This is a genomic window from Arthrobacter saudimassiliensis (genome assembly GCF_059090665.1).
In genome coordinates this window covers 377870-404560 of record NZ_JBNHFX010000003.1, presented here as the reverse complement: position 1 = coordinate 404560, position 26691 = coordinate 377870, and the positions used below count along the sequence as shown (strand labels likewise).

Here is a 26691-nt window from a genome sequence, read left to right as displayed (position 1 = left end):
CGTGGAAAAACGTGCCCGGGGAGCCGGTATCAAGGAGGTCGCCGCCCGCGCCGGCGTCTCGGCGGCGACCGTCTCACGGGCGCTGAGCGGCAACGGGCGGGTCTCGGAGGCCACGCGCAGGAAGGTGCAGCAGGCAGCGGACGAACTGGGGTTCGTCATCTCCTACAACGCCTCCTCGCTGGCCTCCGGGCGCAGCCGCAACATCGGCATTGTCATGCCCAGCGTGGGCCGCTGGTACTTCTCGCAGGTCCTGGAGGGCGCGGCGTCGGCGCTCATCGAGGCGGGATACGACCTGACCCTCTACAACACCAGCGACGGTCCGGGCCACCGGGAAAGCGTGCTGAAGGAGATGCTGCGGCGCAAGCGGCTCGACGCCGTCATCACCGTGGCGCTGCGGCTCACCGAGGAGGAACTCGGCCAGCTGCGTGCCGTGGACAAGCCGATCGTGGCCATCGGCGGCCCGCTGCCGGACACCCCCACCGTCCGGGTCGACGAGTTCAGCATCTCCGCCCTGGCCACCCGGCACCTGCTGTCCCTGGGACACCGGCGCATCGCCCACATCGGCGGAGGCGAGGAACTGGAACGTGACTTCCGCATGGGCAGCACCCGGCAGGACGGCTACCTGCACGCCATGGCCGCAGCCGGCATCCAGGTGCAGCCGCAGTGGCTGGCGAGCTCCGAATTCAGCGTGGCCGGCGGCCGCACCGCTGCGAAGCGGCTGCTCGCCAACCCGGACACCCGGGTCACCGGCATCTTCTGCGCGGCGGATGAAATCGCCGTCGGAGCGCTGCTGGCGGCCCGAGAACTGGGCCTGCGCGTGCCCGAGGACCTGTCCGTCATCGGCATCGACGACCATGAGCTGGCGGAGGTCTTCGGCCTGACCACCATCGGCCAGGACCCGGCCGGCCAGGGCGCCGCCGCGGTCGAGGCCGTCCTGTCGCTGCTGCAGAACCGTGCCCCCGCCCCCGACCTTCTGCACGGCTACTATCCGACCGAGTTCGTGGTCCGCTCCAGCACCGCCGTGCCGCCGACGCCGTCGGCCGATTCCGACGGCTGACGCCGCCCGGACTTCAGTCCGTGCGGCCGCCGGCCGGCTGCGGGGCGGGAACCCGGAACAGCGTCCGCGGATCCTGCAGCAGCGCCGGGCTGGCGAAGTCGCTGCGGGCGGCCTGCCCGGTGAGGAGCACCTCACGCTCCGCGGTGTCGTTGGTTAGCCGCACCGGTCCGGCCGTTCCCAGCAGCACGACGGAGGGGTCCCCGGCCAGCACCGCCACCGGATCGCCGTCGGCCATGTCCTCCAGCAGCCGCGCGAGCTGGCGGCCAGGCTTCCCGGTGACCGGGGTGCCCTTGACCGAAAGCATCGGCAGCCGGATCAGCGCCCGGCCCCGCTCCGGCGGCCCCGTCCGCGCCGCCCAGATCCCCCCGGGGGGATCCTGCGGCCGGATCAGCGTGCGCGGTTCCGGCCAGACGTAGGGCAGCCCGCCCTCGATGTCCGGAAACCGCGGGCCGTAGAAGGCCGGGTCCTTGGCGATCAGGTTGGAGCGGTGGCTGCGGTGCACCCGCTCATCACCGACCCAGTACGGCAGGCCCACGTCTCCGGCCTCAGCCTCCGGAGCAAACTCCAGGATCTGCTCCCGGGTGCTATCCGCATGTCCGCGGCCGATCCATTCATCCGCCATCGCCAGGCCGTAGGCGACCAGGGCAGGCACATGGCCCATCCACATCAGCGTCGCCGGGTGGTTCTGCCAGCCGTAGTCCGGCACCACCAGCGCCCGCAGAATCTGCAGGGTCTCCACCCGCTGCTTGCCCAGCCGCGGCTGGTCCAGCACGGCCGCACTGCGCCCGAAGTCGGCGTAGGGGAGGAAGGTCTGCATCCCCCCAGTGTGCCAGCAGCCCCCGCCGGGGCGGGCTCAGTATTCCGCGGCCAGCTCTCCGGCCGTCAGCCGGGCCTGCACCCGGTTTTCCGGCCCCGGCAGGGGACAGGCCCAGGCCGGGTCGTAGGCGCAGGAGGGGTTGTACAGGAAGTTGAAGTCCAGGATCAGCGAGCCCTCCCGGGCGCCGGCGCCCAGGAACGCCCCCTTGACCGTGTCCAGCAGGTACCGGCCGCCGCCGTAGCTGCCGCCCTCATCTGCGGGCCGGCCGGAGCTGCCGTCATGCAGGGGCAGGAACAGCCCGCCGCCGTACGCGGCCAGGCGCCACAGCGCCACCCGGCCGACGCCGTCGGCCGCCAGCGTGCCCAGCCGCTCAAACCGGACGGTGCCGTCGGTGCCGGTGCGGACCTCGCGCACCTGGCCCGCGCCGTCGTCGTCGGGCACCGCCTGCACGCGCAGTTCCGGATCATAGGGCGCGACGGCGAGGCCCCCGAAGTCCGCGCGGGCCGCGGGGGAGAGGGGCGACGCCGGATGGTCGGCGAAGAGCCGGTTCCGCCCCTCGCACCAGATCCGGTGGGCCGCCGGCGGGGAGTCCGCGGCGGCCTCGCGCACCCGGGCGTAGAGCCCGAAGACGCGCAGGCGCCAGTCGGCCGTGTGAAGTGCCAAAAGCGGGGAAACCATGGAACCAGCCTAGGATGTGCTGGTGAGTGTGGGACTGCTGATCATTGTGCTGGCGGCGATTTTCCTGGGCGCCATGGCGCAGCGGATCGCGGGCCTTGGCTTTGCGCTGTTGATTTCACCGTTCCTGGTCATCATCCTGGGCGCCCACGGCGGGGTGCTGATGGTGAACGTGTGCGGAATGGTTTCCTCGCTGCTGATTCTGTTCCGGGTGTACCGGGACGTGGACTGGAGCATGTTCCGGTGGCTGGTGATTCCCGCGGTGCTGGGCAGCATCCCGGCCTCCGTGGCGGCGGTCTACCTGCCCGCCGCGCCGATGGCGGTCATCGTCGGGTCGGTCGTGCTGGCGGCCCTGTCCATCTCGCTGCTGCTGACCCGCACCAGCGTGGTCGTCAGGGGCAACACCGCCAAGGTCGTCGCGGGTTTCACCTCGGGAGTGACCAACGCCGTCGCCGGCGTCGGCGGGCCCTCCGTCAGCGCCTATGCGCTGCTGTCGCGCTGGCCGCAGCGGCCGTTCGCCGCGACGCTGCAGCCCTTCTTCGTCTCGATCGCGGCGGTCACGCTCGCCACCAAGCTCTCGCTGGACCCCGGGCACATGCCCCCGTTCGCGCCCTGGGCCTGGGCGCTGATCATCCTGATGATCGTCGGCGGCATCTACGCCGGTGAACGGCTCCAGCGCCGGATCCGGGATGAGCAGGCCCGCGCCGCCGTGATCGTCTTCGCGTTCTTCGGCGCCGGCGCGGCCCTGATCAAGGGCATCCTGGACCTGGCGGGCTGACCGCCCGGGCGGCGGCCGGCGGCAGCCGGCGCCGGCTGCCGTGGTTCCGCCGGGGAAGGCGGATGTGGAACTCACGCCGGCCTCCTCAACCGCGGGCCGGGCCGCTGGTGGCACGATAGAGGGGATGAAACTCTTTACCCGCCCCAAGGGGCCGGGCGTTCTACCCATGCCGCTGTGGCTGCAGGGCGCCTTCGAGCTTGGCCAGGCCGCCGTGATCTCCGCCCTGGTGGTCGTGCTGCCGCTGACCGGCGTCTGGTTTGCCGACGGATTCACCGACCGGGACTTCGGCTCACTGGCCCGCCTGGCCGGGCAGGCCTGGCTGCTGATCCACGGTGTACCGCTGACCCTGACCTTCGCCCCGGGAGAAGTCGCGCCCGAGGCGGCCTCCGGCCTGCTCTCGCTGGTTCCGCTCGGCCTGACCCTGCTGCCGTTCTTCCTGGCCTGGCGGGCCGGGCGCCGCCTGGCCCGCGCCAGCTACACGGACCAGCTCTGGCAGGCGCTGCTTGGCGCGCTCGGCATCTATGCGGCGGCCGGCGGCGTCACCGCCTGGTTCTCCTCCAACGCTGAGGTCAGCATCTCGCCGGTGGCGGGGGCGCTGGTGCCCCTGCTGGCCTCCGGGCTGGGGCTGGTCATCGGCCTGCGGCGGGAAGCCGGGTCCTGGGAACGGCTCTTCGGTGTGGACGTGGCCGCCTGGGTCTCCCGCACCAGCCAGCATTCGCGCTGGGCGGGCTCCTATCTGTGGGCGGTCGTGCGTGCCGGAACCGTGGGCGCCGTTGCCGCGGTGGGGCTGGCGGCGGCGCTGCTGGCCGTCTGCCTGGGCCTGCACTGGGCCGAGGTGGCCACCGTCTACCAGCACCTGGACGCCGGGCTGATCGGCGGCGTCGTGCTGACGGTGGCCCAGCTGGGCCTGATGCCCAACTTCGTGGGCTGGGCGCTGGGCTGGTCCTCGGGCGCAGGATTCGCGCTTGGTGTCGGCAGCGGCGTCAGCCCCCTGGAGACCGCCGTCGGCCCGCTCCCGGCGGTGCCGGTGCTTGCCGCGCTGCCCGGCGGGACCCTCGAATACGGGTATGCCGTCCTGCTGCTGCCGGTGCTGGCCGGGGTGCTGGCCGGCTGGTGGTTCCTGCGCGAGGGCGAGAACCACTTCGATGAATGGCTCTCCATCCGCATCCATGCCCGCTGGTTCACCGCCCCGGCCTCCACCGTGGTGCTGGGCATCCTGGTGGGGCTGGTCAGCGGCCTGCTGGCGGCGGCGGCGGCCCTGGTCAGCCGCGGTTCACTGGGAATCGGGCGTTTCACCGAGCTCGGGCCGGACCCGCTGTGGACCGGGCTGCTGATCGCCGCGGAGGTCGCGGTGGGCGTGGTCATCGGGTACGCGGCCGGTCCCTGGCTGGAGCGGGAGAAGCGGTAGCCGCCTCACCGGGGCCGGCGCGGCGTCAGGCCTGTAAAGGCCTCAGGGCATGCTGACGCCGGCGGACTCGCTCAACTCGGCGTCGCACGCCTCCTGCGCCTGCAGCGTCAGCGCGCCGGTACGGCACTGCTCCCAGGACGCGGTCAGCGGCCACGCGGCGACCATGACGGCCATCAGCAGCGTCATCATGGCGCTCATGCCCAGCAGCAGCACCGTGGTGACCGTCAGCAGCGGCCGCGACTTCAGGCGGACCAGCTTGACCAGCGTCATGATCCCGATCACGAGCGCCGCAACGCCGAGCACCAGCGGCACCAGCTTCCACGGCAGCACGAGGTTGCTGGAAAGGGCCAGCCCCAGGACCAGCAGCGTGAACAAACCGAGGTAGTTGCGGGCCTCCCGCGCCTGGTCCTCGGGAGGACGGCGAGGGGCCGAAGGGCGGGCGGGCGGCGGAGTCTGGCCGGGTGCGGTCATGGTTTAAGGGTAGGCGACGGGCTCGCCTAAGGTTGACGCATGCGCATCGTGGTCCTCGTTTCCGGCACCGGGTCCAACCTCCAGGCGGTCCTCGACGCCGTGACGGAGGGCAGCCTGGACGTGGAAATCGCGGCGGTGGGCGCGGACCGGCACGGCACCGGCGGGGTGCAGCGGGCGGCCGACGCCGGCTGCGAAACCTTCGTGGTGAACTTCCGCGACTACGCCGACCGGGCCGAATGGAACCGGGCCCTGACCGCACAGGTCGCCTCGTACCGGCCGGACGTGGTGCTGTCCTCGGGGTTCATGCGGATAGTGGATGCGGACTTCATCGACACCTTCGCCGGCCACTACCTGAACACCCATCCGGCGCTGCTGCCCTCCTTCCCGGGCGCGCACGGCGTGCGGGACGCGCTGGCCTACGGGGTGAAGGTCACCGGCTGCACCGTGCACTGGGCCGACGCCGGGGTGGACACCGGCCCGATCATCGCGCAGGCCGCCGTCGAGGTCCGCGACGGGGACACCGAGGAAAGCCTGCACGAGCGGATCAAGGTCCAGGAGCGGCGGCTGCTGATCGAAACCCTGGCCCGGTTCGCGGCCGACGGGCTGCCGGCTTCCTGAACCGGCCGTCCGGCCGATCCGGCCGGGCAGCTAGGACAGCGCCGCCTCGCGGGTCTCCGGGGCGCTCCGGGCCATCCACAGCACGGCCAGCAGCACCAGGCCCGCGGCCAGCGCGAAGGACAGCGGCAGGCCCAGGTAGGGCCAGAGCACGGAAACGAACAGCAGCGGGCCGAACCCGGCGGCAACCCGGGAGGCCGTGGACGCCCAGCCGAACCCCGCGGCGCGCAGGTGGGTCGGATACAGCTCCGAGACATAGGTGTACAGCACCGGGATGGCCACCTGGATGACCACTCCGAAGACGACCACGCAGGCCACCACGGCAGCGGGCACGTCCGTGACCAGCCCCAGCACGATCAGCAGCCCCGCGGCGGCCGGTGCCGAAAGGCCCAGCACCGGTTTGCGGCCGAACCGGTCCACGAGCAGGGTCGCCACGACCACGCCGACCAGCCCGGCGGCCGCCATGACGGAGGTGGTGAGGAACGCGGCGGACACCGCAAAACCGGCATCCACCAGGATCTTCGGCATCCACTGGTTCGCGAGGTAGTACACCAGCAGGATGGTCATGAACAGCGCCCAGGCCACCCCGGTGACCTTCCAGTTCCAGCGCCACAGCTCGGAGAGCTGACGGCCCAGGGCCGCCGGCCCGACCCGTTCGGCGGGAGCGGCGTCGGGCATCCGCCAGGGCCGCTCTTCGGCGCCGGTGGCGCGGACCAGCCCGTCGATGACGGCGCGGGCCTCCTCCGTCCGGCCCCGCCGCACCAGGAAGAGCGGCGATTCGGGGACGGAACGGCGCACCCAGAACACCAGCAGGGCCGGCAGGACCATGATCAGCATGGTCCAGCGCCAGTCGGCGACCGTCGCCATGATCAGGGCGGAGACGGCGCCGCACAGCGCCGCACCCACCGGCCACCATCCGTCCATCGCCGCCAGCACCCGGCCACGCTGGCGGCGGGGCGTAAATTCGCCCACCAGGGCATAGTCAACGGGCACGCATCCGCCCAGCCCGAAGCCGGCCAGGAACCGGAAGACGCAGAACCAGGCGATGTCCGGGGCGAAGGCTCCGGCCACGGTGAAGACGGAAAACACGAGCAGCGTTGCCGAAAAGGCCGCCTTGCGGCCGATCAGGTCGGCGATCGAGCCCCAGACGAAGGCTCCGATGGCCATGCCCAGCAGATTGGCGGTCCCGATCCAGGCCGCCTGGGCGGGAACGAGGTCCCAGTGGTCGGAGAGCAGCGGAATGAGGACCCCGTTGAGCGTCACGTCCCATGCGTCGAACATGAAACCGAGGCCGCCGATGAGGAAGATGCGGCCCTGGACACGCCAGCGCCAGGGCAGGTCCTGCACCACCTGGTCGCCGGTGGGCAGGAGCTGGGATGTCGTCATGGGCAGTGGGCTTTCGGGCGGCGGGAGGACAGGTCGGCTGTCACTTTACTCTGCTGTGCGGCTGTTTCCGGCCCGGGCCGTCCCGGGTCAGTAATCCACGCGGCGGCCGAAGGCGGGCGGCGCCTGCGGCTTCGTGCGGCAGGCCAGCCGCCCGCGCAGCCTTGCGTAGACGTGGGGCTGCAGCGAGAGATCGGCAGCGAACTGCTCCACGGAGCGGAACGGCCCGCGCTCCCGGCGCAGCTCCACGGCCCGGCGCGCCAGATCGGGCGTGAGGCCCGGCAGCGCGGCAAGCTCCGCGACTCCTGCGGAGTTAATGTCGACGGCGGCCCCGTCGTCGCGGGGAGCACCGCCCGAAGCTGTCCGCGGCGCTGCGGCTGACTCCTCGGGGAGGGTCCGCTCGGTGCCGGCCGCAGCCGGGCGGCGGGTACCGGATCCGGGCCGGGACCCGGCACCGGAACGGTGGACGGAGGGCCGGTGGCTGCTGTGCCGGGCGCCGGCGCGCCTGGCCCCGCGGCGCTGCCACTTAATGCTCAAGTACTCCGGATTCACGTGCACGGCGAAGGCCGTGGTGCCGATCCAGCACAGGAAGATGAACCAGTAGAAACCGTCCCGGCTGACCAGGCCGCCGGTGTCCATCATCCAGAATGCGGTGACATAGGCTGCGCAGAACAGGACGGCGATCAGCACCCAGGGGAAGCGGCGGGCCCGGGTGGAGACCCACAACAGGATCCACGGGCCTGCGAAACCGAAGGATCCCGCGCACAGGAGCACCCACAGGCTTTCCCATGCCTTCCAGGCGGTGGGCGGTTCCTCCGGCCAGGGGGCGGCTTCCATCGCCGCCCGGCGACTTCGGCGGGTGCCGGCGTCGTTGGACATCAGTAATCCACCCTCCGGCCGAAGACGGGAGCGGTCCGCTCCGCACCGGCGGGGCCGACGTCGGGCGCGGGGCCGAAACTGACGGCGCCCCTCAGCCGGTCAAGCCTGCGCGGGCCCAGGCCCACGCGGTTGCCGAAGTCCTGCAGGGAGGAGAACGGTTCTTCGCTGCGGCGCTCAACGGCGCGGGCAGCGAGTGTGCGCCCAATGCCGGGCAGGTCCATCAGCTCCTTCTCCGACGCCGAGTTGACGTCGACGACGGAGCCGGACCGGCCGGACGCCGGCGCGGACTTCCTCCCGGCGGCGTCCGCCGGGCGGCGCCCGCCGGACGGGGCGGCGCCGGCGAAGTACGTGTCAGGCTGCAGCGCGGGGTCGGCAAGCAGCTCGGCTGCCGGTCCGCTGTGCCCCGCCGCCCGGGCGGCGGAGGCGCCGTCGTCGCGCGGGGAGCGGGACGTTCCACCCTGGGCCTGCCACCGGCTGCGCAGCCACTGCGGATTGAGGGCGAGGCAGTGCAGCGAGCCGATGACCCAGAGGACCGTCCGCATGATCGGTCCGGCCTCCACGCTCATCAGGAAGGCCGGCACCAGGGCGGCGGTGTAGAACCCGCCCAGCCAGAGGAACCGGGGCAGCCCGGCACGCCGGCCGAGGACCAGCAGCAGCGGCCCGGTGAGCAGCCCGGCGCTGAACACCGGCCCGGCCAGCCAGGCGCTGCGCACCAGCAGCCAGCCGGGTGTCGGGACGGGCGGGGCGGCGGTGTCCGGAGCAGGCATGCCGGCCGCGGTGTCAGCTGCGGACATTCAGGACCAGCGTCACCGTCTCGTCCTCCTCCACCTTTTCGGACTGCAGCTGCAGCCCGGCGCCGTCGACGCGCTCCTTCAGCCGCTGGACGAGTGCCTGCTGGACCTGCCGTGCGTACGCGCCGTCGAGCCGCTGCAGGAGCTCGACGGCGGCTTCGGCGCCGGCGTCGGGACCGTCAAGGTGGGCGCTCCAGATGCCCTCCTGGTCGCGGGTGAAGGCCGCCGTGATCCCGGGCCACTCGACCATGAGGCGGTGGTCCCCGGTTTCCCGGATGATGCCGCCGGTCTGGTCCGCGGCCGCGGTCAGCAGCCCGATGTCCTTCATGCGGGTCCGCACCCGGACCTCATGCGGCTCCGGGCCCCGCGCCGCGGCGTCAGATACGGCGCCGCGCAGGTTCGCGGCGGCTCCGATCACGGCGGGCAGCCCGGCCAGGACCGCCGGGACGAGCACGAGGGAGACGCTCATGATGCCTCTTTCGATAGGTGGGTGGATGATGCGTTCGCGGCGCCGCCGGGCGGGCCCGAAGGCGGGGGAGCCGGGCGGCGCAGGCCCTCCAGCAGGTATTCGAGCTGCGCGGATTCGGCCCACCCGTTGACCTCGACGGTGCCGGCGGGGCTGATCCGCACTTCCAGCCGGTCGCCGGCGGAGACCGGGCCGGCCCCCGGGGCTGCGTCCCGGAGGGCATCCGGGGCCGCGCCCGGGGCGCCCCACGCGGCCGGAATCCGCTCACGGTAGCGCGGGGTGAGCGCCGTCAGCCCCTGGTTGGTCGAGCCGATCCAGGGCCGCTGACGATCCGGGCGGTCGGCCAGGTACGGTCCGTCGGCGAGCAGATCGGTGGCGTCCAGCAGCGCGGCGATGTCGGGCCGTTCCCGGGCCCAGCGCACCAGATCCGCGTGCGTGTACCCGGTGAAGGTCATGACGCCCAGGCCGGCGGACCGGAATCCTGCCGCGATGACGGCGGCACCGGCGGCCTGTTCAAACGGTTCCCCGCCCAGCAGGGTCAACCCCTCGGCGCCGGCCCGGAGGGCCTGCTCCGCGAAGCTGCGGGCCAGATCCTCCGCCGCGGCCTCCATGCCGCCGCGGCTGGTCCACAGATGCGGATTGAAGCACCCGGGACAGCGGATGCCGCAGCCCTGGAGCCACAGCGCCGAACGCGTCCCCGGGCCTTCGGCATCAGTGGCCGGCAGGAAGCGGGCATAGCGCACGGTGTGTGCGCCGGCCGGGGCCGGCGGTGAGCTGTTCCAGGGCGCGGGGCCGGGCCGCGCGCCGCTTCCACGGCGGACCGGGTCAGGAAGATGTGTGGTCATTGCGGACGGCGGTGTGGGTTTCCGTGCGGCTGCGTACATGGTCCTCGGTGTAGCTGCTGGACTGCGTTTCGGCGTCCAGCAGGTCCTCGAGGACGGTGATGAAGTCGAGGCACTCGTCACCGTAGATGTTGCGGGTCTCGGCGCCCACGGTTCCGTCGGGGCGTACGCTCACGATCAGCTGCCTGCGGTCCATTCGGTTCCTCTCCTTGCCTGCCGGGGTGACGCTAGAAATCCACGGTGCGTCCGCCGCGTCCGGCGGGGCCGGCCGGCGCGGCGGCCGCGACGGCGGCGGGCGGGGCCGCCTCGGCGTCCAGGTCCTCCCGGGAGGTGGCGCCGACGGCGCGCAGCTGGGCCCAGGCCCGGATTCGCGCGATCTCCTCGGCCTGGGTCACGGAGAGGGGAACCGTGTTGAGGACGGCCCGTTCCAGGTCCTCCGGGGCGACCCGGCGGTGCTCGGCGAAGGCGTCGTAGAGCGCGGCGATCACGGCCTGCTCGATCTCCGCGCCGGAGTAGCCCTGGCTGGCGGCGACCAGGGTCCGCAGGAGTGCCGGGTCGGTCGCGGCGCCCTCCAGTCCGTTGGCCGGCGTGGCGCGGCTGCGGGCCTGCAGCTCCCAGATCACCTCCCGCTCGGTGTCCGTGGGCAGGTCGACGAAGAAGATCTCATCGAAGCGTCCCTTCCGCAGGAACTCCGCGGGCAGCCGGTCGATGTTGTTGGCGGTGGCCACCACGAAGACGGGATGGCGCTTCTCCTGCATCCAGGTCAGGAAGGAGGCGAAGACCCGGGCCGTGGTGCCGGAGTCGCCGTCGGAGGCGGTGCCGGAGAAACCCTTTTCAATTTCGTCGATCCACAGCACGCACGGCGAGATGGCCTCCGCCGTGGCCAGGGCGCTGCGCATGTTCTGTTCGCTCGAGCCGACCAGCCCGGCGAACACCTTGCCGATGTCCAGCCGCAGGAGCGGCAGCCCCCAGGAGGCCGCGGTGGCCTTGGCGGTGAGGGACTTGCCGCAGCCGGGCACGCCGGTGATCAGGACCCCCTTGGGCGAGGGCAGCCCGAACTCCTCGGCCTCGCCCAGCCAGGAGCGCTGCCGCCGCGCCAGCCACCGTTTGAGGTTGTTGAGCCCGCCCACCTGGTCGAGGTCGATTCCGGCGTCCACGTACTCCAGGGAGCCGGACTTGCGCACCGCCTGCCGCTTCTCCTGCAGGACGACGGCGACATCCTCCGCTTCCAGCCGGCCGTCGTTGACCATGGCGCGGGCGAAGGCGTTCTCGGCCTCGGCCATGGTGAGTCCCAGGGCCGCCTGGACCAGGTCTTCCTTGTCATCGGCCTCCAGCTGCACGCTGATCGCCGCGCCGTTCTGTTCGATCATGGTGTCCAGCAGGGCGGCGATCTCGGCGCGGCCCGGAAGCGGGAAGTCCAGGATGGCCACGGTCTTTTCCAGCTCCGGCGGAATCCGCAGGACGGGGCCGCTGATCACCAGCAGCCGCGGCTGCTCCCCGGTGCGAAAGGCGGCGGCGACGTCGCGGACCCGGCGGACGACCTCGGGATCCGCGGGACGCTGGTCGGTGCCGAAGAAGGCATGCAGGTCGAAGAACACGAAGATTCCGGCATCGTCGCTGCCCAGCACGGCTTCCAGCGCGCGGGCCGGGGCCGCGGTGTTCCCGCGCCCGCCGTCGTCCGGGGACACCAGGCCGTCGCCGGCGTTCCAGGTCCAGACCGGCCGCGGGCTGAGCTGCCGCTCCGCCACCGCGAGCACATCGGCGTGCAGCCGGGTCTCCTCGTGGGTCTGGATATAGACCACCGGCACCCGTGCCTTCAGCGCCTGCTCAAAGTCCTCAGCGAATCCCATTGCCCCCCCTCATGTCATTGCGTCACAACTGTAACGCCCGCCGGCCGTGAAACACGGCGCGTTCGCGGCTGCGAACCCCGCCTTACGGCATCCGGAGAAACTCCAGTCCCCAGGTGTCCGGGGTGTCGACGTGCACCCAGACAGGCCCGGGGTTCCGGCTGCACCCCAGATCCCGCTCGGAGTCGACCGTCACCAGAAGCCCGTCCTCGTCCTCGTGGTACAGGGCCATGTACGGAAGGTCCTGCTCCGGACCAAACTGCGACCAGTCCCAGACGGGGGTGAGGCTGCAGTCTTCGGAACGCACCACGCCCGGGCCTTCTCCCCGGGCAAAGTACTCAAAGTCCTCCCCGAGGAACCTCATCTCCTCATCGACCGGAACGGCGGTGACCGGGATCGGTTCGAGGGTCATCATGTCGATGCTCCAGTCCCCGCCGGCCTCCACGTAGAGGGTGTCCACGCCCCGGGGCAGCAGGGCCAGCCGCGGATCCGGCTCCCAGAACCCGTCATAGTTCTCGTCCAGCGTGTGGCGCACGGGGCCCTCGGGGGAGGGCTCGATCCAGCTGACGCGGGTGGCGGAGTCGGTCTCGATGACGACCCGGACGGGCAGCGGCGCGGACCCGGAGCCGGTCAGTTCCTTTGGCAGGGTCAGCACCGCCCGCCCGCCTGCTGCCCACCGATACCCGTCGTCGGTGCGTTCGGGCGCCGGTGTCCGGGCGTAGCCGGGTTCCACCCAGGGGGCGGGCAGCGTGCCGGGCGCGGCGACCCGCCAGCCCACCGCGCCCGCAGCGGAGGAGATTACGGACCGGGGGCCGGGCAGCAGGACCAGGGCGGCCAGTATCAGCACCCCGGCCAGCGAGGTGCCGATGGAAAAGCGGCGCATCCGCCTGTTCGCCGGGTCCATGCCTTCCTCCTTCATGCGATTGCGGACGCACAGGGAATCCGCTTCAGGAAGAGTACCCGGCCGACGCCGTCGTTCCCGCCGACCGCGTGCCCCGGGCGGTGCCGCATGACCGGCCCCCCGGCGGGGCGGCAATTGAGACCGCCGGCCGCGGTTCTGTTACCGGCGGCCTGCAGCCCGCCGCCGCCCCCGGCATAGACTGGCCCCAGGCCCGCCCGGCCCCGATCCGAGGCGCCGGAGGGTCCGTATCGCCGAACCCCATCATCTGGAGTGCCTTCGTGAACAACGCCCCCCTTGACCGTGTTCCCATCCGCCGGGCCCTGATTTCGGTCTATGACAAGACGGGGCTCACCGAGCTCGCCACGGGCCTGGCCGCTGCCGGCGTCAGCATCGTCTCCACCGGTTCCACCGCGAAGCAGATTGCGGCGGCAGGCGTCGCGGTCACCGAGGTCGCCGAAGTGACCGGCTTTGAGGAATGCCTGGACGGGCGGGTCAAGACGCTGCATCCCCGGGTGCACGCCGGCATCCTGGCAGACCGCCGCCGCGCCGACCATGTGGAGCAGCTCGAGGCGCTGGGCATCGAGGCCTTTGACCTGGTGGTGGTGAACCTCTACCCGTTCGTCGAGACCGTGGCCTCGGGCGCCGGCCAGGACGAGGTCGTGGAGCAGATCGACATCGGCGGCCCCTCGATGGTGCGCGCCGCCGCCAAGAACCACCCCTCCGTCGCGGTCGTGGTCGATCCGGCCCGCTACGGCGACGTCGTGGCCGCCGCGGCCGAAGGCGGCTTCACGCTGGGCCAGCGCCGCCGCCTCGCCGCCGACGCGTTCGCCCACACCGCCGCCTACGACACCGCCGTCGCGACCTGGACCGCCGAGCAGTTCGGCGGCGACGGCGCCTGGCCGCCCTACGCCGGCCTGGCGCTGGAACGCTCCGAGGTGCTGCGCTACGGCGAGAACCCGCACCAGGACGCCGCCCTCTACGTGGACAAGGCCGCGGCGCCGGGCATCGCGCAGGCCGACCAGCTGCACGGCAAGGCCATGTCCTACAACAACTACGTCGACGCCGATGCCGCCCTGCGCGCCGCCTTCGACTTTGACGAGCCGGCCGTGGCGATCATCAAGCACGCCAACCCGTGCGGGGTCGCCGTCGCGACTCCCGGCGCCGCGGACCCCATCGCCGACGCCCACCGGAAGGCCCACGCCTGCGATCCGGTCTCGGCCTTCGGCGGCGTGATCGCCGCGAACCGCACCGTCACCGCCGGCATGGCCGAGTCCGTCAAGGACATCTTCACCGAAGTGGTCATCGCGCCGGACTTCGAACCGGAAGCGGTGCAGATCCTCTCCGCCAAGAAGAACATCCGCCTGCTCGCCCTGCCGGAGGGGTACGGGAAGATCGACGCCGAGCTCCGGCAGGTCTCCGGCGGCATGCTCGTGCAGAAGCGTGACGCGCTGCAGGCCGAGGGCGATGACCCGGCGAACTGGACCCTGGCCAGCGGGCCGGCAGCCGACGACGCCGAACTGGCGGACCTCGCGTTCGCCTGGCGCGCGGTGCGCGCCGCCAAGTCCAACGCCATCCTGCTGGCCCGCGACGGGGCATCGGTGGGCGTGGGCATGGGCCAGGTCAACCGGGTGGATTCCTGCCGCCTCGCCGTGGAGCGGGCCAACACGCTGGGGCCCGACGGCGCCGACCGCGCCCGCGGCTCGGTGGCGGCGTCGGACGCCTTCTTCCCCTTTGCCGACGGACTGCAGATCCTGATCGACGCCGGCGTGCGCGCCGTCGTCCAGCCCGGTGGTTCGGTGCGGGACCAGGAGGTCATCGACGCCGCGCAGGCCGCCGGCATCACCATGTACTTCACCGGCGCCCGCCACTTCTTCCACTAAGCGGTTCGGCGGGGCGGGCCGCGGGCCCGCCCCGCCCGCCGCAATCCGGCGTTCGACGGCGACCCGGTTTAGGGGCGCAAACGTGCGCTGTGGCATAGTTGAGGCAGAAACCAGACCAAGAATGGACGGGCTCCGTCATGCCAAAAGTCATGTCCGGGGCCCACGAATCACACTAGGAGTATGTGTGGCTGAGAAGATCAAGGTCGTAGGCTCCGTCGTCGAGCTCGACGGCGACGAGATGACCCGCATCATCTGGCAGTTCATTAAGGACCGCCTGATCAACCCGTACCTGGACGTAGACCTGAAGTACTACGACCTCTCCATCCAGAACCGCGACGCGACCAACGACCAGGTCACCATCGACGCCGCGAACGCCATCAAGGAACACGGCGTCGGCGTCAAGTGCGCCACCATCACCCCGGATGAGGCCCGGGTCGAGGAATTCGGCCTGAAGAAGATGTGGGTCTCCCCGAACGGCACCATCCGCAACATCCTCGGCGGCGTGGTCTTCCGCGAGCCGATCATCATCTCCAACATCCCGCGCCTGGTTCCGGGCTGGAACAAGCCGATCATCATCGGCCGCCACGCCCACGGCGACCAGTACAAGGCCACCAACTTCAAGGTTCCCGGCGCCGGTACCCTGACGCTGACCTACACTCCCGCCGACGGCGGCGAGGAGATCAAGCAGCAGGTCGTCACCTACCCCGAAGAGGGCGGCGTGGCGATGGGCATGTACAACTTCAACGAGTCCATCAAGGACTTCGCCCGCGCTTCCTTCGCCTACGGCCTGCAGCGTAACTACCCGGTGTACCTCTCCACCAAGAACACGATCCTGAAGGCCTACGACGGCCAGTTCAAGGACCTGTTCCAGGAGGTCTTCGACAACGAGTTCAAGGACCAGTTCGAAGCCGCCGGCCTGACCTACGAGCACCGCCTGATCGACGACATGGTCGCCTCGGCCATGAAGTGGGAGGGCGGCTACGTCTGGGCCTGCAAGAACTACGACGGCGACGTCCAGTCCGACACCGTGGCCCAGGGCTTCGGCTCGCTCGGCCTGATGACCTCCGTGCTGATGACCCCGGACGGCAAGACCGTCGAGGCTGAAGCAGCCCACGGCACGGTCACCCGCCACTACCGCCAGCACCAGCAGGGCAAGCCCACCTCCACCAACCCGATCGCCTCGATCTTCGCGTGGACCCGCGGCCTGATGCACCGCGGCAAGCTGGACAACACCCCCGAGGTCATCAACTTCGCCGAGACCCTGGAAGACGTCGTCGTCAAGACCGTCGAGTCCGGCAAGATGACCAAGGACCTGGCCCTGCTCGTGGGCAAGGACCAGGAATGGCTCACCACCGAGGACTTCCTCGCCGCACTGGACGAGAACCTCAAGGCCCGCCTGGGCTAGATCCGTTCGGATCAGTGCAACCGCGTTCGGCGCGGCCCCGTGGAAGGGGCCGCGCCGAACGGCGTTAACGCGCCCGTAACAAAGTCGCAGGCCCCCGGGTGCGGTGCCAGCATATGGGGATGCCAACGAACCAGCCTGCGGAGACCGCCCGCCGCGCCGAGGAACGCAGCGCCCGGGTGGCCGTCACGCTCTTCCCCCTGCTCATCCTGGCCGGAGGAGCGGTGGCCCTGTTCTTTCCGGAGCCCTTCACCGGGCTGTCCCCGTTCATCAACCCGGGCCTGATGCTCATCATGTTCGGCATGGGCCTGACCCTGACCCTGCCGGACTTCGGGCTCGTGGTCCGCCAGCCCCTTCCCGTGCTCCTCGGAGTACTGGCGCAATACCTGATCATGCCCCTGCTCGGCTGGGCGATCTCCGCCGCCCTGGGACTGCCGCCGGCCCTGGCCGCCGGGGTCATTCTCGTCGGCTGCGCACCGGGCGGCACCGCCTCCAACGTCGTGACCTACCTGGCCCGCGGAAACGTCGCCCTGTCAGTGGCCATGACCAGCGTGTCCACGCTGCTGGCCCCGTTGTTCACCCCGCTGCTCACTCTCTGGCTGGCCGGACAGTACCTGCCCGTGGACCCGGCGTCCATGGCTTTGTCGATCGTGCAGATCGTGCTGGTTCCGGTGGTCCTGGGGCTGGCCGCCCGCGCGCTGGCGCCGCGTCTGGTGAACCGCGTCCTGCCCGTCCTGCCCTGGGTCTCGGTGGCAGCGATCACCTTCGTGGTGATCGCCGTCGTCGCCGGCAGCGCCGAGGCGATCTTCAGCGCCGGCCTGCTGATCCTGCTCGCCGTGGTGCTGCACAACGGGCTGGGCTATGCGCTGGGCTACGGCGCGGCCAAGGCCTTCCGGCTGCCGGTGCCGTCCCGCCGCACGATGGCGGTGGAGGTCGGCATGCAGAACTCGGGGCTGGCAGCCGGGCTGGCCAAGACCTACTTCGCCCCCGAGGCGGCGCTGCCGGGCGCGGTGTTCTCCGTGTGGCACAACGTCTCCGGCGCCCTGATGGCCGCCATCTGGCGACGCAGCGGCGCCGCGGCCCAGGTGGAGGAACCCGCTCCACGCTGAGTCCGGCGGCCGGACACGGCAGGAGCCGGGGGAAAGCATGTGCATTCGCCCCGGCCCCCTGCCGTAATCAGCGCATCAGTGTGTCACTGCGCCGGTTTCCGTCCTCAGCTGCCCGATCCCGGGGTTCCGGCTGAGCCGGAGCCGCCTTCGGAGCCCCCGCCCATGGACCCGGATCCGCCGGAGGACATGCCGCTGCCCGAGGAGGAGCTGCTGCTGACCGACGCCGGTTCGCTGGTGGCCGAGCCGGAAATGGTCTGGCCGTCCTTGTAGGACGCCGAGACCTCGATCTTCCGCGGCTTGGCCCGCTCCGACACCGGGATATGCACGCTCAGCACGCCGTTTTCGTAACGTGCGGAGATGTTGTCGATATCGATGCCCTGGCCGAGGTTCAGCTGCCGCAGGAAGGTGCCGGATTCCCGCTCGCGGGTCAGCCAGGTCGCGCCGTCGGGCACATTGATGGTCCGCTCGGCGCGGATCGTCAGCAGCTGCCCGTCCACGTCGACGTCCACGGAGCCGGGATCGATGCCGGGCAGATCGGCGTTGAGAATGTAGTGGTCGCCCTGCCGGTACAGGTCTATGGGCATCAGCCGCAACCGCTGGCGGGGATCCAGGAGGGCGCCCGCCATCCGGTCGAGTTCCCGGAACGGATCGAATTTCATGGCCATTGTCATCAACTCCTTGTTCACACCGCCCGCCGGTCGGGCCGGTGGTAGTTCTTAGCGCTGCAGAAGGGTCGATAACTTGAGTCCAAGGGGCTCAAGATGGCAATAACGTTAGCACTCGGGTGGGTAGAGTGCCAGACTCCGCACCAAAAACGCCCGGCGCCGGAACGGAAATCATGCCATGGGCCACAGGTGGACCGGGTCGTTGCTGTGCATAAGCTCCCGGTAGCGGCGGGTCATCTCCGCCAGGGCATCGGGGCGGTCCATTCCCTCCGCCTCCAGCGCCAGGACCGTCTCGGACTGCCACGCGGCGCCGTTGCGCTCGGTGCGGGTCCGTTCACGGAGCACGCCCAGGTACCGGTCCACCAAGGCATCGTCCACGCCCAGTTCGCGCAGCCCACGCTCCGCCTCGGGCAGCAGGTGACGGAGGATCAGCTCCGCCACCGGGATCTCTCCAATGCCCGGCCAGTACACCGACGCCGCCAGTCCGCGCCGGGCGCAGGCCAGGAAGTTCTCGGTGGCGGTCTTGAACGCCATGCGCGTCCACACCGGCCGCTCCGAGGTGCGCATCACCCGCATCAGCCCGTAGAAGAAGGCCGCATTCGCCACCACGTCCAGGACTGTCGGCCCGGCCGGCAGCACCCGGTTCTCCAGCCGGAGGTTCGGCACCTGGCCTCCCGGGTCGTAAATCGGCCGGTTCCAGCGGTACACGGTTCCGTTGTGCAGCCTCAGCTCGGGAAGCAGGGGAGCCCCGGCCTCCGTGTGGACGCCGGAGTTGTCCGAAAGCTCGGGCAGGAGGGCGGGAAAATAGCGGACGTTCTCCTCGAACAGGTCGAAGATTGAGGTGATCCACCGTTCGCCGAACCAGACCCGGGGGCGGACACCCTGATTGCGCATCTCCGGAGGGCGGGTGTCGATGGCCTGCTTGAACAGCTCGATCCGTGTCTCCTGCCAGAGCAGGCGCTCCAGGAAGACCGGAGAGTTGGCGGCCAGGGCCACCTGGGGAGCGGCGATCACCTGGGCCGCGTTCCAAGCCGGCGCGAACTCCTCCGGCCGGAGCTCCAGGTGCAGCTGGACCGAGGTGCAGGCGGCCTCCGGTGCAATGCTGGCGGCATAGAAGGACAGGGTTTCCGGTCCGGTCAGGTTCAGCAGCACGTCCTCGCCGCGGGCCTGGAGCACCGACGTGTTGAGGGCGGCGTAGCGGTGGCCGCTGCTGAGCCATTCGTCCGTGGTAAGGATTTCCGGCCGGAGGGTAGGCAGGATACCCACCATCAGGATCCCCGTCTCCAGGCCCGACGCCTGATCCTCGGCCCGGTTCAGCTGACTGCGCAGGCTGTCCTCGAGGCGCTGCAGTCCGTCACCGGCGATCGCGAGGGCGGGGTGGTTCATCTCAATGTTGAAGGCGCCGATCTCCGTCTGGAAGGCCGGATCGGCGATCCGGTCCAGGACGGCGTCGTTGCGCATGGCGGGGGAGCCGTCCTTGTTAATGAGGTTCAACTCCAGCTCAAGCCCGATGCAGGCCGAATCCGCGAAATCGGCCGTGCCCAGGAACCTGGCAAAACGGTCGAGGTTCTCCAGCAGCCGCTGCCGGTACCGGGTCCGCTGCTCACGGCTGAATTCCCTGCTGTTGACTTCCGCGCCCATGGATGAAGATAACCACGGCGGGCAAGGGAATGTATAGCGTTCCGGGGACCGGAAATGCGTCCGCCGGCCTCCGGTTCTCGGCCGCCCCGGGACGAGCCGCGCTGCCCGCAGGCCGGGCCGGGGATCGAGGCGTGCGAGTTGCCCGGATGATCATAAGTGTGCTTATGATCATCCCACCGGAACATCGGAATCCCAGATGCAGTCGTTTGACGAGAAAGGGCGAAGATGACAGAGAACGCCAATCCCGGCCAGGGAAGCCACGCAGCGGCACCGCTGCCGGCAGACACCACTGACGGCGCCGAAGGCCAGTCCCGCACCGAGGCTGTGAAGCAGCAGGCCGAGGCCGCGAAGGCGCAGGCCGGCGACGTCGCCCAGCACGCTGCGGACAGCGCCCAGCAGGTTACCTCCACCGCCAAGGAACAGGCGGCGGAAGTCGCCTCCGAGGTCAAGACCAACGCCAGGGACCTGTATGACCAGGCCCGCTCGGACCTGACCGAGCAGGCCGGCGCCCAGCAGCAGAAGGTGGCCGAGGGCCTGCGCTCGGTGGCCAATGAGCTGCAGAGCATGGCGCGCTCGTCCGAGCAGCCCGGCGTCGCCGCGGACCTGGTCCGCCAGGTCGCCGACCGTACCTCCTCAGCAGCTTCATGGCTGGACGGCAGGGATCCCGGCTCCCTTGTCAGCGAGGTCAAGGACTTTGCCCGACGCCGCCCGGGAGCCTTCCTCGCCCTCGCCGCCGGCGCCGGACTGCTCGCCGGCCGGCTGACGAAGAGCCTGAGTGCCGGGGCCCCCGACTCCGGCGCCGCGCAGCCCTCGGCTCCCACTGCCTCCATTCCGGCCGCGCCCGCCGTGCCGCCCGCCGCCGCACCGGCCACGCCTCCGACGCCGCCGGGCCCGGCGGTGCCGCCGGTACCTCCCGCTCCGGCAGCCGGCGCCGGTCCGGCCGGTGCTGCTCCCGTGCCGCCTGCTCCCGTTCCCCCTGCCGACGGAACTCACGGCTTCCCCGAGCCGCCGTCGCCGCAGCACCGGGTGCCCGAGGACCTGCTCCCGCCGACGCTGCCCGCTGACCGCGGCCCCGTTGACCCCTACGCAGGCGGTCGGCACTCATGAGTTCGGAAGTACCTCCCACCGCCGCCCAGCAGAAGGCGGAGACAACCTCCCTGGGTGACCTGCTGGGCCAGGTCAGCCAGGACATGTCCACGCTGATGCGCCAGGAGCTGGAACTGGCGAAAGCCGAGCTGAAGCAGACCACCGGCCGCGCCGGCAAGGGAGCGGGCCTGCTGACCGGCGCCGCGGTCGCCGGCTGGTTTGTGCTCCTGTTCCTCTCCGTCGCCCTGTGGTGGGCCCTTGGGCTCTGGCTGGGCCTGGGCTGGTCCGCCGTGATCGTGGCCGTCATCTGGGCCATCGTCGCCGCCGTTCTCGCCGCCCGCGGGCGGACGGAACTCAAAGCGGTCCGCGGCATGCCCCAGACCCAGCAGACACTCCAGGAGATTCCCCCGACCCTCAAGCCGAACGAGGAGACACCATGAGCGAAAACCCGGATGCCATCCGTGCCGAGATCGAAGAGACCCGACGCCGGCTCGGAACCAATGTGGACGCCGTCGCGGATAAGGTCACCCCGTCCAACGTGGTGAACCGCCAGAAGGACAAGGTGAGGGACGCCGTATTCGGCGCGAAGGACAAGGTCATGGGAAAGGCGTCAGACATGAGTGATTCGGTGCAGGGCCAGGCCGCCAACGCCCAGGACAGCCTGTCCCAGGCCTCCGACGCCGTCGCGGGGGTTCCGCGGCGGGCGGCGGACAAGGCCCAGGGCAACCCGCTGGCCGCCGGATTGATCGCCTTCGGCGCCGGACTGCTGGCCGCGTCCCTGATTCCGGCAAGCGAGAAGGAACGCGAGGCGGCCGACAACCTGAAGACGGCGGCGGAGCCCATGACCGGGCAGCTCGCCGACGCCGCGCGGGAAGTGGCCGAGGGCCTGAAGGAACCGGCCCAGGAAGCCATGGAGAACGTGAAGGAAACCGCAGCGGGTGCCGCGGACACGGTTCGCGGCGAAGGACAGTCCGCGGCGTCCGAGGTGCGTGACCACGCGGCCGGCGCCGCCGACGACGTCCGCGGCTCCTAGCGCGGCGCCCAACGGACCCACGACAGGAGGCAGCATGACGGAACGGACCGAACACACCGAAGAGCCTGCGTCCGGCGGCCCTGAGGCCGAGGCGGCTGAGACGGCAGCGGGAGCGTCAGGCAGCGCCGGCGCCGGCGCCCCGGCCAACGCGGGTGCGGGTGCCGACAGCGACGACGCGGAGCCCACCATCGATAATTTCGCCGAAATCTCCGGGCCGGACCGGCGGACCGAGGAGGATAAGCTCCCTCCGGTTCCCGGAGCCGACGGCGGTGCCACGGAGCCCCATCCGGGCGGCAGCCCCGTCTAGGAGACTCACGCGGGACGACGGCGGGGCCGCAGCTTTGGCTGCGGCCCCGCCGTTTCGTCTGCCGGCCCGTCAGGCGCTGCGCGCCGGCAGGGCCTCGTCGTTGGGATACCGGACTCCCAGGTCGGCGCGCACCGTGTCGAACAGCTGCAGGGTCCGCACGGATTCCGACCAGGGCATGGTGGGGCTCTCCAGCAGTCCATCCTGGACGCAGCGGGTCACTTCGCGGACCTCGTAGGTGTAACCGTTGCCGACCTGCGGGAAACGCTCCACCCGTTCACGTCCGCCGTGCGGGGCGACTGTGAGCTCGACCGGGTTGTGCAGCGGCGCGCCGGTCCTCAGCCACCCGGCGGTGCCGCTGATCGTGGCGGTCCGCGGACCCGACGCCGCCAGGGACGACATGAGCTGTGCGATGGCACCGGAAGCGTAGGTGAAGGTGAGGGCGTTCTGCACGTCCACCCCGTCCTGGTTCAGGACGCCGACGGCGCGGACTTCGTCGGGGAAGCCCAGGGCCCCGACGGCGAGGGTCAGCGGGTAGACGGTCAGGTCCAGCAGGGCGCCGCCGCCGGCCGCCGGATTCCACAGCCGGCTGGCCGGATCATAGGGTGCGGGGAAACCCAGATCCGCCTGCACCCAGCGGATCTCGCCCAGCTCGCCGGAGGCGATGATGTCCCAGATCCGGTTGATGCAGGGAAGGAACCGGGTCCAGACGGCCTCCATGAGGAAGACCTGCCGCGCTTCGGCCAGGGCGACCAGGTCCTCCGCTTCCCGGGCGTTGATGGTCAGCGACTTTTCGCAGAGCACGTGCTTGCCTGCCTCGATCGCTTCGCGCGCGATCTCGTAATGCTGGCCGTGCGGCGCCGCTATGTAGACGACGTCCACGTCCGGGTCCTCGAAGAGCCGTGAGTAGCCCTTCCCCTCGGGGCCGTCATAGTAGGCGCGGGCGAAACCGAAGCGTTCTGCGAACTCCTCGGCATTGGCACGGCTGCGTGAGCTCACCGCCTGCAGGACGGCGTCCTCCAGCCGCGCGATGTCCTCGGTGACCCGGCCGGCGATCCCGCCGGTGGCGACCACGCCCCATCGCAGGGTCCGTCCGGTGGCCTGGACGGGGCTGGGGGCTCCCGGCAGGACGCAGGGAGGGGTGGGGATGCGTGTTTGCGCGTACATCGTCGTTGACTTCGCTTTCTCCTGGACACCGGCTTCACTCATTGTGCGCCCTGTCGGCCGGGCCGCCTACCGTCCGGGGTGTTTCCCACCCCCGGGACGCCGCCGTCGGTCAGCGCTCAGCGGGGGAGCCGGGTCCGGCCACGGCCTCACGGTGAGCCGCCGCGGTCTCGACGTAGTGCTCCGCGCTCCGGGTCAGGGCGGCGGCTTCGGCCTCGGTCAGTTCCCGCCGCACCTTGGCGGGCACGCCCGCCACCAGCGACCCGGGCGGCACGACCGTGCCTTCCAGGACCAGGGCCCCGGCGGCAACCAGCGACCCGGCGCCGATGTGCGCGCCGTTCATGACCGTTGCGCTCATGCCGATCAGGCAGCCGTCCTCCACCGTGCAGCCGTGCACGACGGCGCTGTGGCCCACCGTGACCCGGTCGCCCAGGGTGGCCGGAAACTCGGGATCGGCGTGCACCACCACGTTGTCCTGCAGGTTGGTGTCGGCGCCGATGCGGATGGGCGCGCTGTCGCCGCGCACGCTGGCACCGTAGAACGCACTGGACCGCGGCCCCATGACCACGTCGCCGATCAGCGAGGCGGTGGGGGCCAGGAACACGGAGGGATCGACGTCGGGCGTGCGCCCGCGGAGGGAAATGATGTGAGCCATGCCATAGACCCTACCCGGCGTTCAGCCGCCGCGCGGAGCCGCAGGCGGCTGACCCGGGAGCGGGGTCAGTTGAAGACGATGGTGCGGCGTCCGTCCAGCAGGACGCGGTGCTCCGCGTGCCACTGCACCGCCTTGGACAGGGTGCGGCCCTCCACGCCGCTGCCGATGGCCACCAGCTGCGACGTGGTACGGGCGTGGTCCACCCGGACCACTTCCTGCTCGATGATCGGCCCCTCATCCAGGTCGCTGGTCACGTAGTGCGCGGTGGCGCCGATGAGCTTCACGCCGCGGGCATGGGCCTGGTGGTACGGGCGGGCGCCCTTGAAGGAAGGCAGGAAGGAATGGTGGATGTTGATGGCGCGCCCCGCGAGGTCCCGGCACAGGCCGTCGCTCAGGATCTGCATGTAGCGGGCCAGCACCACCAGCTCGATGTCGAGCTCTGCCATCAGCGCGCGAAGGCGGTCCTCGGCGTCGGCCTTGGAGTCGGCGGTCACCGGCACGTGGTGGAAGGGGACGCCGTAGAAGTCAGCCATGCCCTCCAGGTCCCGGTGGTTGGAGACGATGGCCGGGACCTCAATGGGCAGGTTCCCGGCGCGTTGCTGGAACAGCAGGTCGTTGAGGCAGTGCCCGGCCTTCGAGGCCATGATCAGCGTGCGCACCGGCACCCCGGCGCGGTGCAGCTGCCAATCCATGCCGAAGCGGCCGGCCACTTCGGACAGGGCAGAGTGCACGACGTCGCGCCCGGACCCGGAGGTGAAGGCCACCCGCATGAAGAACGAGCCGGTTTCGGGGGACCCGTACTGCTGCGATTCGGTGATGTTCCCGCCGGCCGAGGCCAGGGCGCCGGCGACGGCGGCGACGATGCCGGGCCGGTCCGCGCAGGACAGGGTCAGGGTGTAGGCGCCGGAGTCGGCGGGAACGGCGGAGGCAGGGGGAAGCACGGGATCACTCACCCGACAAGGTTACCGTCAGGCCCGGGAGCTGGCTTAGGCTGGCGCCATGGACGTAACTTTCGTGCAGCTCTCCGACAAGGACGAGGAAGAGCTGGTGAAGTTCCTGACCACCAACAGCTTTCCGTTCCACCGCAACGCCGCGCCGTCCGAGGCCCTGGTGCGGCAGCTGCTGCTGGAAGGCCGCTTCGAATCCGACGCCGTCCGCACCTTCTGGCTCATCGGAGACAACCACCGCATGGGCCTGGTGATCCTGGAGGACCTGGACGGGCCCCGCCCGGCGTTCGACCTGCGGCTGGTGGAGGAGTTCCGCGGGCACGGCTACGGCGTGCCGGTCGCCAAGGCGCTCGCCGGCCATGTCTTCACCACCTATCCGCAGACGCAGCGCCTGGCCGGGCGCACCCGGGCGGACAACATCGCGATGCGCCTGACCCTGCTGCGCGCCGGGTTCGTCAAGGAATCCCACCACCGCCAGGCCTGGGAGCTGGAGGACGGGCAGGCGCTCGACGCCGTGACCTACGTCCTGCTGCGCTCGGACTGGGAAGCGGGAACCGTCACCCGGTTCCCGTGGGAGGACCTTGAGGAGCCGTCCGCCCCCAGCTGAGCGACGGCGGCCAGCGCGGCGGCCCGCCCCGCCCGGGTCGCTCCCAGAGTCGAGGCGGACTCCCCGTAGCCGACCAGCAGCAGCCGCGGCTCACGGGCGGCCCGGACGCCGTCCATCCGGATCCCGCCGCCCGGTTCGCGCAGCTGCAGCGGGGCCAGGTGTTCCAGTGCGGCGCGGAAGCCCGTGGCCCACAGCACCGCGTCCACCGGCTCCACCGACCCGTCGGCGAACTCCGCGGCATCCTCGTGCAGGCGGCGCAGCGGTCCGCGGGAGACCAGGACGCCGGCGTCGATGCCGGCCCGGTACTGCTCCGTCAGCGGCAGGCCGGTCACGGACACCACGCTCTGCGGCGGCAGGCCGGCCCGGGTGCGCTCCCGGACCTTCGACTCGACCTCCCGGCCCCACTCGGCGTCGAAGGGGCTGCGGGTGAACTGCGGCGGACGGCGGGTGGACCACAGGGTGCGGGCGCCGGCGGCATCGAGCTGCAGCAGGAACTGCACCGCAGAGGTTCCCGCTCCGACCACCAGCACCCGCTGCCCGGCGAACTCCGCGGCAGAGCGGAAGTCGTGGGTGTGCAGCTGCCGGCCGGTGAAGATGTCCCGGCCCGGATACCAGGGCCAGTACGGCCGGTCCCATGTGCCGGTGGCGTTGATGACCGTGCCCGCCCGCCATTGCCGGCCGTCGGCGGCCGAGACCAGCAGCCCGGCGTCGCCGTCGCGGCGGACCGCATCGACCCGCACCGGCCGGACCACCGGCAGCTCGAACTGCTGCTCGTAGCGTCCGTAGTAGCGGGCGACGACGGCGGACGCCGGCTCGGCCGGGTCGGCAGGGCCCAAGGGCAGCCCGGGCAGGTCGTGCAGCCGGTGGGCGGCGCCGAGGGTGAGCGAATCCCAGCGGTGCCGCCAGGCCCCGCCCGGGCCCTCGTTGGCGTCCAGCACCGTGAAGCCGCGCCCCGGTTCCAGTCCGCGCCGCCGCAGATGCCATGCCGCGCTCAGTCCCGCCTGCCCCGCACCGATGACCACGACGTCCACAGCCGCGGCCGAACCCGTTCGCTCCATGACAGATGGAACAGGCTGCCCGTGACGGCTATTCCTGCGGCACCGCCGGAAGGCAGGCTAGGATGGGATGGCCGCGACTGGCGTCGGGTGGGTCACCACCGGGAAGCGGCAAAGCTCAAGACCAACCACGGATCGCACGCCTGGGCCGAGGGTCACGCAGTCATCTTCAGGTCATGCCCCGCAGGCGGCCGTGCCTGGCAGGTAGCCTGA

At 71.1% G+C, this 26691-nt stretch carries 29 protein-coding genes and 1 riboswitch; of the genes, 12 read left to right on the top strand and 17 right to left on the bottom strand.

Going from position 1 to position 26691, the window contains the following annotated elements:
- The first annotated feature begins 1 nt into the window (after window position 1).
- On the top strand, window positions 2-1057 hold the full coding sequence (locus AC5RV6_RS13095; RefSeq protein ID WP_494007757.1) for a LacI family DNA-binding transcriptional regulator: 1056 nt from the start codon (window positions 2-4) through the stop codon (window positions 1055-1057).
- 13 nt (window positions 1058-1070) lie between these two features.
- On the opposite strand, the gene AC5RV6_RS13090 is transcribed toward AC5RV6_RS13095, so the two are convergent.
- A complete protein-coding gene (locus tag AC5RV6_RS13090; protein WP_494007756.1) occupies window positions 1071-1874 on the bottom strand; it encodes an MSMEG_6728 family protein in 804 nt (267 codons plus the stop codon).
- A 36-nt stretch (window positions 1875-1910) separates the two neighbouring features.
- Entirely contained in the window at window positions 1911-2552 is a 642-nt protein-coding gene (locus AC5RV6_RS13085) for a DUF1684 domain-containing protein (RefSeq protein ID WP_494007755.1), read from the bottom strand.
- 22 nt (window positions 2553-2574) lie between these two features.
- On the opposite strand from AC5RV6_RS13085, the gene AC5RV6_RS13080 reads away from it, so the two are divergent.
- Together AC5RV6_RS13080 and AC5RV6_RS13075 are read left to right on the top strand one after the other, a co-directional pair.
- On the top strand, window positions 2575-3327 hold the full coding sequence (locus tag AC5RV6_RS13080; protein ID WP_494007754.1) for a TSUP family transporter: 753 nt from the start codon (window positions 2575-2577) through the stop codon (window positions 3325-3327).
- Between the two features lie 124 nt (window positions 3328-3451).
- Complete coding sequence (locus AC5RV6_RS13075; RefSeq protein WP_494007753.1) at window positions 3452-4735, top strand: cell division protein PerM; 1284 nt, start codon at window positions 3452-3454, stop codon at window positions 4733-4735.
- A 42-nt stretch (window positions 4736-4777) separates the two neighbouring features.
- On the opposite strand, the gene AC5RV6_RS13070 is transcribed toward AC5RV6_RS13075, so the two are convergent.
- Window positions 4778-5206, bottom strand: coding sequence for a hypothetical protein (locus AC5RV6_RS13070; RefSeq protein ID WP_494007752.1), 429 nt, complete (start codon window positions 5204-5206; stop codon window positions 4778-4780).
- A gap of 39 nt (window positions 5207-5245) precedes the next feature.
- Here AC5RV6_RS13070 and purN point away from each other — a divergent pair, with 39 nt between their 5' ends.
- Complete coding sequence (gene purN / locus AC5RV6_RS13065; RefSeq protein ID WP_494007751.1) at window positions 5246-5824, top strand: phosphoribosylglycinamide formyltransferase; 579 nt, start codon at window positions 5246-5248, stop codon at window positions 5822-5824.
- Window positions 5825-5854: 30 nt separating this feature from the next.
- Here purN and AC5RV6_RS13060 read toward each other — a convergent pair whose 3' ends face one another.
- The 8 genes from AC5RV6_RS13060 to AC5RV6_RS13025 all read right to left on the bottom strand — a co-directional run bounded on the left by AC5RV6_RS13060 (window position 5855) and on the right by AC5RV6_RS13025 (window position 12933).
- Window positions 5855-7207 carry an MFS transporter gene (locus tag AC5RV6_RS13060; protein WP_494007750.1) on the bottom strand — a complete coding sequence of 451 codons (1353 nt, stop codon included), beginning with the start codon at window positions 7205-7207 and terminating at the stop codon, window positions 5855-5857.
- An 87-nt stretch (window positions 7208-7294) separates the two neighbouring features.
- Window positions 7295-8083: a ComEA family DNA-binding protein gene (locus tag AC5RV6_RS13055; protein ID WP_494007749.1), complete on the bottom strand. Its 789-nt coding sequence runs from the start codon at window positions 8081-8083 to the stop codon at window positions 7295-7297.
- Window positions 8083-8877, bottom strand: coding sequence for a ComEA family DNA-binding protein (locus tag AC5RV6_RS13050; protein ID WP_494007748.1), 795 nt, complete (start codon window positions 8875-8877; stop codon window positions 8083-8085). Before AC5RV6_RS13050 ends, AC5RV6_RS13055 begins: the two co-directional genes overlap by 1 nt.
- Window positions 8864-9343 (bottom strand): hypothetical protein, encoded by a 480-nt coding sequence (locus tag AC5RV6_RS13045; protein ID WP_494007747.1) that lies wholly within the window; start codon window positions 9341-9343, stop codon window positions 8864-8866. Before AC5RV6_RS13045 ends, AC5RV6_RS13050 begins: the two co-directional genes overlap by 14 nt.
- Window positions 9340-10185 carry a 4Fe-4S single cluster domain-containing protein gene (locus AC5RV6_RS13040; RefSeq protein ID WP_494007746.1) on the bottom strand — a complete coding sequence of 282 codons (846 nt, stop codon included), beginning with the start codon at window positions 10183-10185 and terminating at the stop codon, window positions 9340-9342. The genes AC5RV6_RS13045 and AC5RV6_RS13040 overlap by 4 nt, the downstream gene beginning before the upstream one ends.
- Window positions 10166-10378 (bottom strand): DUF2997 domain-containing protein, encoded by a 213-nt coding sequence (locus AC5RV6_RS13035; protein WP_494007745.1) that lies wholly within the window; start codon window positions 10376-10378, stop codon window positions 10166-10168. The genes AC5RV6_RS13040 and AC5RV6_RS13035 overlap by 20 nt, the downstream gene beginning before the upstream one ends.
- Before the next feature lie 31 nt (window positions 10379-10409).
- Window positions 10410-12032 (bottom strand): AAA family ATPase, encoded by a 1623-nt coding sequence (locus AC5RV6_RS13030; RefSeq protein WP_494007744.1) that lies wholly within the window; start codon window positions 12030-12032, stop codon window positions 10410-10412.
- An 82-nt stretch (window positions 12033-12114) separates the two neighbouring features.
- A complete protein-coding gene (locus AC5RV6_RS13025) occupies window positions 12115-12933 on the bottom strand; it encodes a hypothetical protein (RefSeq protein ID WP_494007743.1) in 819 nt (272 codons plus the stop codon).
- A gap of 275 nt (window positions 12934-13208) precedes the next feature.
- On the opposite strand from AC5RV6_RS13025, the gene purH reads away from it, so the two are divergent.
- The 3 genes from purH (at window position 13209) to AC5RV6_RS13010 (ending at window position 17321) form a co-directional block, all read left to right on the top strand.
- Window positions 13209-14810 (top strand): bifunctional phosphoribosylaminoimidazolecarboxamide formyltransferase/IMP cyclohydrolase, encoded by a 1602-nt coding sequence (gene purH, locus AC5RV6_RS13020; protein WP_494007742.1) that lies wholly within the window; start codon window positions 13209-13211, stop codon window positions 14808-14810.
- Between the two features lie 184 nt (window positions 14811-14994).
- Entirely contained in the window at window positions 14995-16215 is a 1221-nt protein-coding gene (locus AC5RV6_RS13015) for an NADP-dependent isocitrate dehydrogenase (RefSeq protein WP_494007741.1), read from the top strand.
- 119 nt (window positions 16216-16334) lie between these two features.
- Window positions 16335-17321 carry a bile acid:sodium symporter family protein gene (locus AC5RV6_RS13010; protein WP_494007740.1) on the top strand — a complete coding sequence of 329 codons (987 nt, stop codon included), beginning with the start codon at window positions 16335-16337 and terminating at the stop codon, window positions 17319-17321.
- A gap of 104 nt (window positions 17322-17425) precedes the next feature.
- Here the strand turns inward: AC5RV6_RS13010 and AC5RV6_RS13005 are convergent, their stop codons facing one another.
- On the bottom strand, window positions 17426-17986 hold the full coding sequence (locus AC5RV6_RS13005; RefSeq protein WP_494007739.1) for an Hsp20/alpha crystallin family protein: 561 nt from the start codon (window positions 17984-17986) through the stop codon (window positions 17426-17428).
- Between the two features lie 171 nt (window positions 17987-18157).
- Complete coding sequence (locus AC5RV6_RS13000) at window positions 18158-19627, bottom strand: glutamate-cysteine ligase family protein (protein WP_494007738.1); 1470 nt, start codon at window positions 19625-19627, stop codon at window positions 18158-18160.
- Window positions 19628-19852: 225 nt separating this feature from the next.
- On the opposite strand from AC5RV6_RS13000, the gene AC5RV6_RS12995 reads away from it, so the two are divergent.
- From AC5RV6_RS12995 to AC5RV6_RS12980, 4 genes are read left to right on the top strand one after another with little or no spacing between them, the layout of a single operon-like run.
- Window positions 19853-20734 carry a hypothetical protein gene (locus AC5RV6_RS12995; RefSeq protein WP_494007737.1) on the top strand — a complete coding sequence of 294 codons (882 nt, stop codon included), beginning with the start codon at window positions 19853-19855 and terminating at the stop codon, window positions 20732-20734.
- Window positions 20731-21153, top strand: a complete 423-nt coding sequence (locus AC5RV6_RS12990) for a phage holin family protein (protein ID WP_494007736.1) — start codon at window positions 20731-20733, stop codon at window positions 21151-21153. The genes AC5RV6_RS12995 and AC5RV6_RS12990 overlap by 4 nt, the downstream gene beginning before the upstream one ends.
- A complete protein-coding gene (locus AC5RV6_RS12985) occupies window positions 21150-21746 on the top strand; it encodes a DUF3618 domain-containing protein (RefSeq protein ID WP_494007735.1) in 597 nt (198 codons plus the stop codon). The genes AC5RV6_RS12990 and AC5RV6_RS12985 overlap by 4 nt, the downstream gene beginning before the upstream one ends.
- Before the next feature lie 34 nt (window positions 21747-21780).
- Entirely contained in the window at window positions 21781-22053 is a 273-nt protein-coding gene (locus AC5RV6_RS12980; RefSeq protein ID WP_494007734.1) for a hypothetical protein, read from the top strand.
- A gap of 69 nt (window positions 22054-22122) precedes the next feature.
- On the opposite strand, the gene AC5RV6_RS12975 is transcribed toward AC5RV6_RS12980, so the two are convergent.
- From AC5RV6_RS12975 to purU, 3 genes are all read right to left on the bottom strand, one after another.
- A complete protein-coding gene (locus tag AC5RV6_RS12975; protein ID WP_494007733.1) occupies window positions 22123-23217 on the bottom strand; it encodes a Gfo/Idh/MocA family protein in 1095 nt (364 codons plus the stop codon).
- Window positions 23218-23326: 109 nt separating this feature from the next.
- The gene (locus AC5RV6_RS12970; protein WP_494007732.1) at window positions 23327-23869 is read right to left on the bottom strand and encodes a gamma carbonic anhydrase family protein; all 543 of its coding nucleotides are present in this window, start codon (window positions 23867-23869) and stop codon (window positions 23327-23329) included.
- Window positions 23870-23934: 65 nt separating this feature from the next.
- Entirely contained in the window at window positions 23935-24822 is an 888-nt protein-coding gene (gene purU, locus AC5RV6_RS12965) for a formyltetrahydrofolate deformylase (RefSeq protein ID WP_494007731.1), read from the bottom strand.
- Window positions 24823-24868: 46 nt separating this feature from the next.
- Here purU and AC5RV6_RS12960 point away from each other — a divergent pair, with 46 nt between their 5' ends.
- Window positions 24869-25423, top strand: coding sequence for a GNAT family N-acetyltransferase (locus tag AC5RV6_RS12960; protein ID WP_494007730.1), 555 nt, complete (start codon window positions 24869-24871; stop codon window positions 25421-25423).
- Here the strand turns inward: AC5RV6_RS12960 and AC5RV6_RS12955 are convergent.
- Complete coding sequence (locus tag AC5RV6_RS12955; protein WP_494007729.1) at window positions 25336-26481, bottom strand: FAD-dependent oxidoreductase; 1146 nt, start codon at window positions 26479-26481, stop codon at window positions 25336-25338. The genes AC5RV6_RS12960 and AC5RV6_RS12955 overlap by 88 nt on opposite strands.
- 63 nt (window positions 26482-26544) lie before the next feature.
- Window positions 26545-26634, top strand: a riboswitch (ZMP/ZTP riboswitch).
- The last annotated feature ends 57 nt before the right edge of the window (window positions 26635-26691 follow it).

Coding starts and splice junctions, on each gene's coding strand:
- AC5RV6_RS13090 (WP_494007756.1), bottom strand. CDS start 1,874: ATGCAGACCTTCCTCCCCTACGCCGACTTCGGGCGCAGTGCGGCCGTG.
- AC5RV6_RS13085 (WP_494007755.1), bottom strand. CDS start 2,552: ATGGTTTCCCCGCTTTTGGCACTTCACACGGCCGACTGGCGCCTGCGC.
- AC5RV6_RS13075 (WP_494007753.1), top strand. CDS start 3,452: ATGAAACTCTTTACCCGCCCCAAGGGGCCGGGCGTTCTACCCATGCCG.
- AC5RV6_RS13070 (WP_494007752.1), bottom strand. CDS start 5,206: ATGACCGCACCCGGCCAGACTCCGCCGCCCGCCCGCCCTTCGGCCCCT.
- purN (WP_494007751.1), top strand. CDS start 5,246: ATGCGCATCGTGGTCCTCGTTTCCGGCACCGGGTCCAACCTCCAGGCG.
- AC5RV6_RS13060 (WP_494007750.1), bottom strand. CDS start 7,207: ATGACGACATCCCAGCTCCTGCCCACCGGCGACCAGGTGGTGCAGGAC.
- AC5RV6_RS13055 (WP_494007749.1), bottom strand. CDS start 8,083: ATGTCCAACGACGCCGGCACCCGCCGAAGTCGCCGGGCGGCGATGGAA.
- AC5RV6_RS13050 (WP_494007748.1), bottom strand. CDS start 8,877: ATGTCCGCAGCTGACACCGCGGCCGGCATGCCTGCTCCGGACACCGCC.
- AC5RV6_RS13045 (WP_494007747.1), bottom strand. CDS start 9,343: ATGAGCGTCTCCCTCGTGCTCGTCCCGGCGGTCCTGGCCGGGCTGCCC.
- AC5RV6_RS13040 (WP_494007746.1), bottom strand. CDS start 10,185: ATGACCACACATCTTCCTGACCCGGTCCGCCGTGGAAGCGGCGCGCGG.
- AC5RV6_RS13035 (WP_494007745.1), bottom strand. CDS start 10,378: ATGGACCGCAGGCAGCTGATCGTGAGCGTACGCCCCGACGGAACCGTG.
- AC5RV6_RS13030 (WP_494007744.1), bottom strand. CDS start 12,032: ATGGGATTCGCTGAGGACTTTGAGCAGGCGCTGAAGGCACGGGTGCCG.
- AC5RV6_RS13025 (WP_494007743.1), bottom strand. CDS start 12,933: ATGGACCCGGCGAACAGGCGGATGCGCCGCTTTTCCATCGGCACCTCG.
- AC5RV6_RS13010 (WP_494007740.1), top strand. CDS start 16,335: ATGCCAACGAACCAGCCTGCGGAGACCGCCCGCCGCGCCGAGGAACGC.
- AC5RV6_RS13005 (WP_494007739.1), bottom strand. CDS start 17,986: ATGGCCATGAAATTCGATCCGTTCCGGGAACTCGACCGGATGGCGGGC.
- AC5RV6_RS13000 (WP_494007738.1), bottom strand. CDS start 19,627: ATGGGCGCGGAAGTCAACAGCAGGGAATTCAGCCGTGAGCAGCGGACC.
- AC5RV6_RS12995 (WP_494007737.1), top strand. CDS start 19,853: ATGACAGAGAACGCCAATCCCGGCCAGGGAAGCCACGCAGCGGCACCG.
- AC5RV6_RS12990 (WP_494007736.1), top strand. CDS start 20,731: ATGAGTTCGGAAGTACCTCCCACCGCCGCCCAGCAGAAGGCGGAGACA.
- AC5RV6_RS12985 (WP_494007735.1), top strand. CDS start 21,150: ATGAGCGAAAACCCGGATGCCATCCGTGCCGAGATCGAAGAGACCCGA.
- AC5RV6_RS12980 (WP_494007734.1), top strand. CDS start 21,781: ATGACGGAACGGACCGAACACACCGAAGAGCCTGCGTCCGGCGGCCCT.
- AC5RV6_RS12975 (WP_494007733.1), bottom strand. CDS start 23,217: ATGTACGCGCAAACACGCATCCCCACCCCTCCCTGCGTCCTGCCGGGA.
- AC5RV6_RS12970 (WP_494007732.1), bottom strand. CDS start 23,869: ATGGCTCACATCATTTCCCTCCGCGGGCGCACGCCCGACGTCGATCCC.
- AC5RV6_RS12960 (WP_494007730.1), top strand. CDS start 24,869: ATGGACGTAACTTTCGTGCAGCTCTCCGACAAGGACGAGGAAGAGCTG.
- AC5RV6_RS12955 (WP_494007729.1), bottom strand. CDS start 26,481: ATGGAGCGAACGGGTTCGGCCGCGGCTGTGGACGTCGTGGTCATCGGT.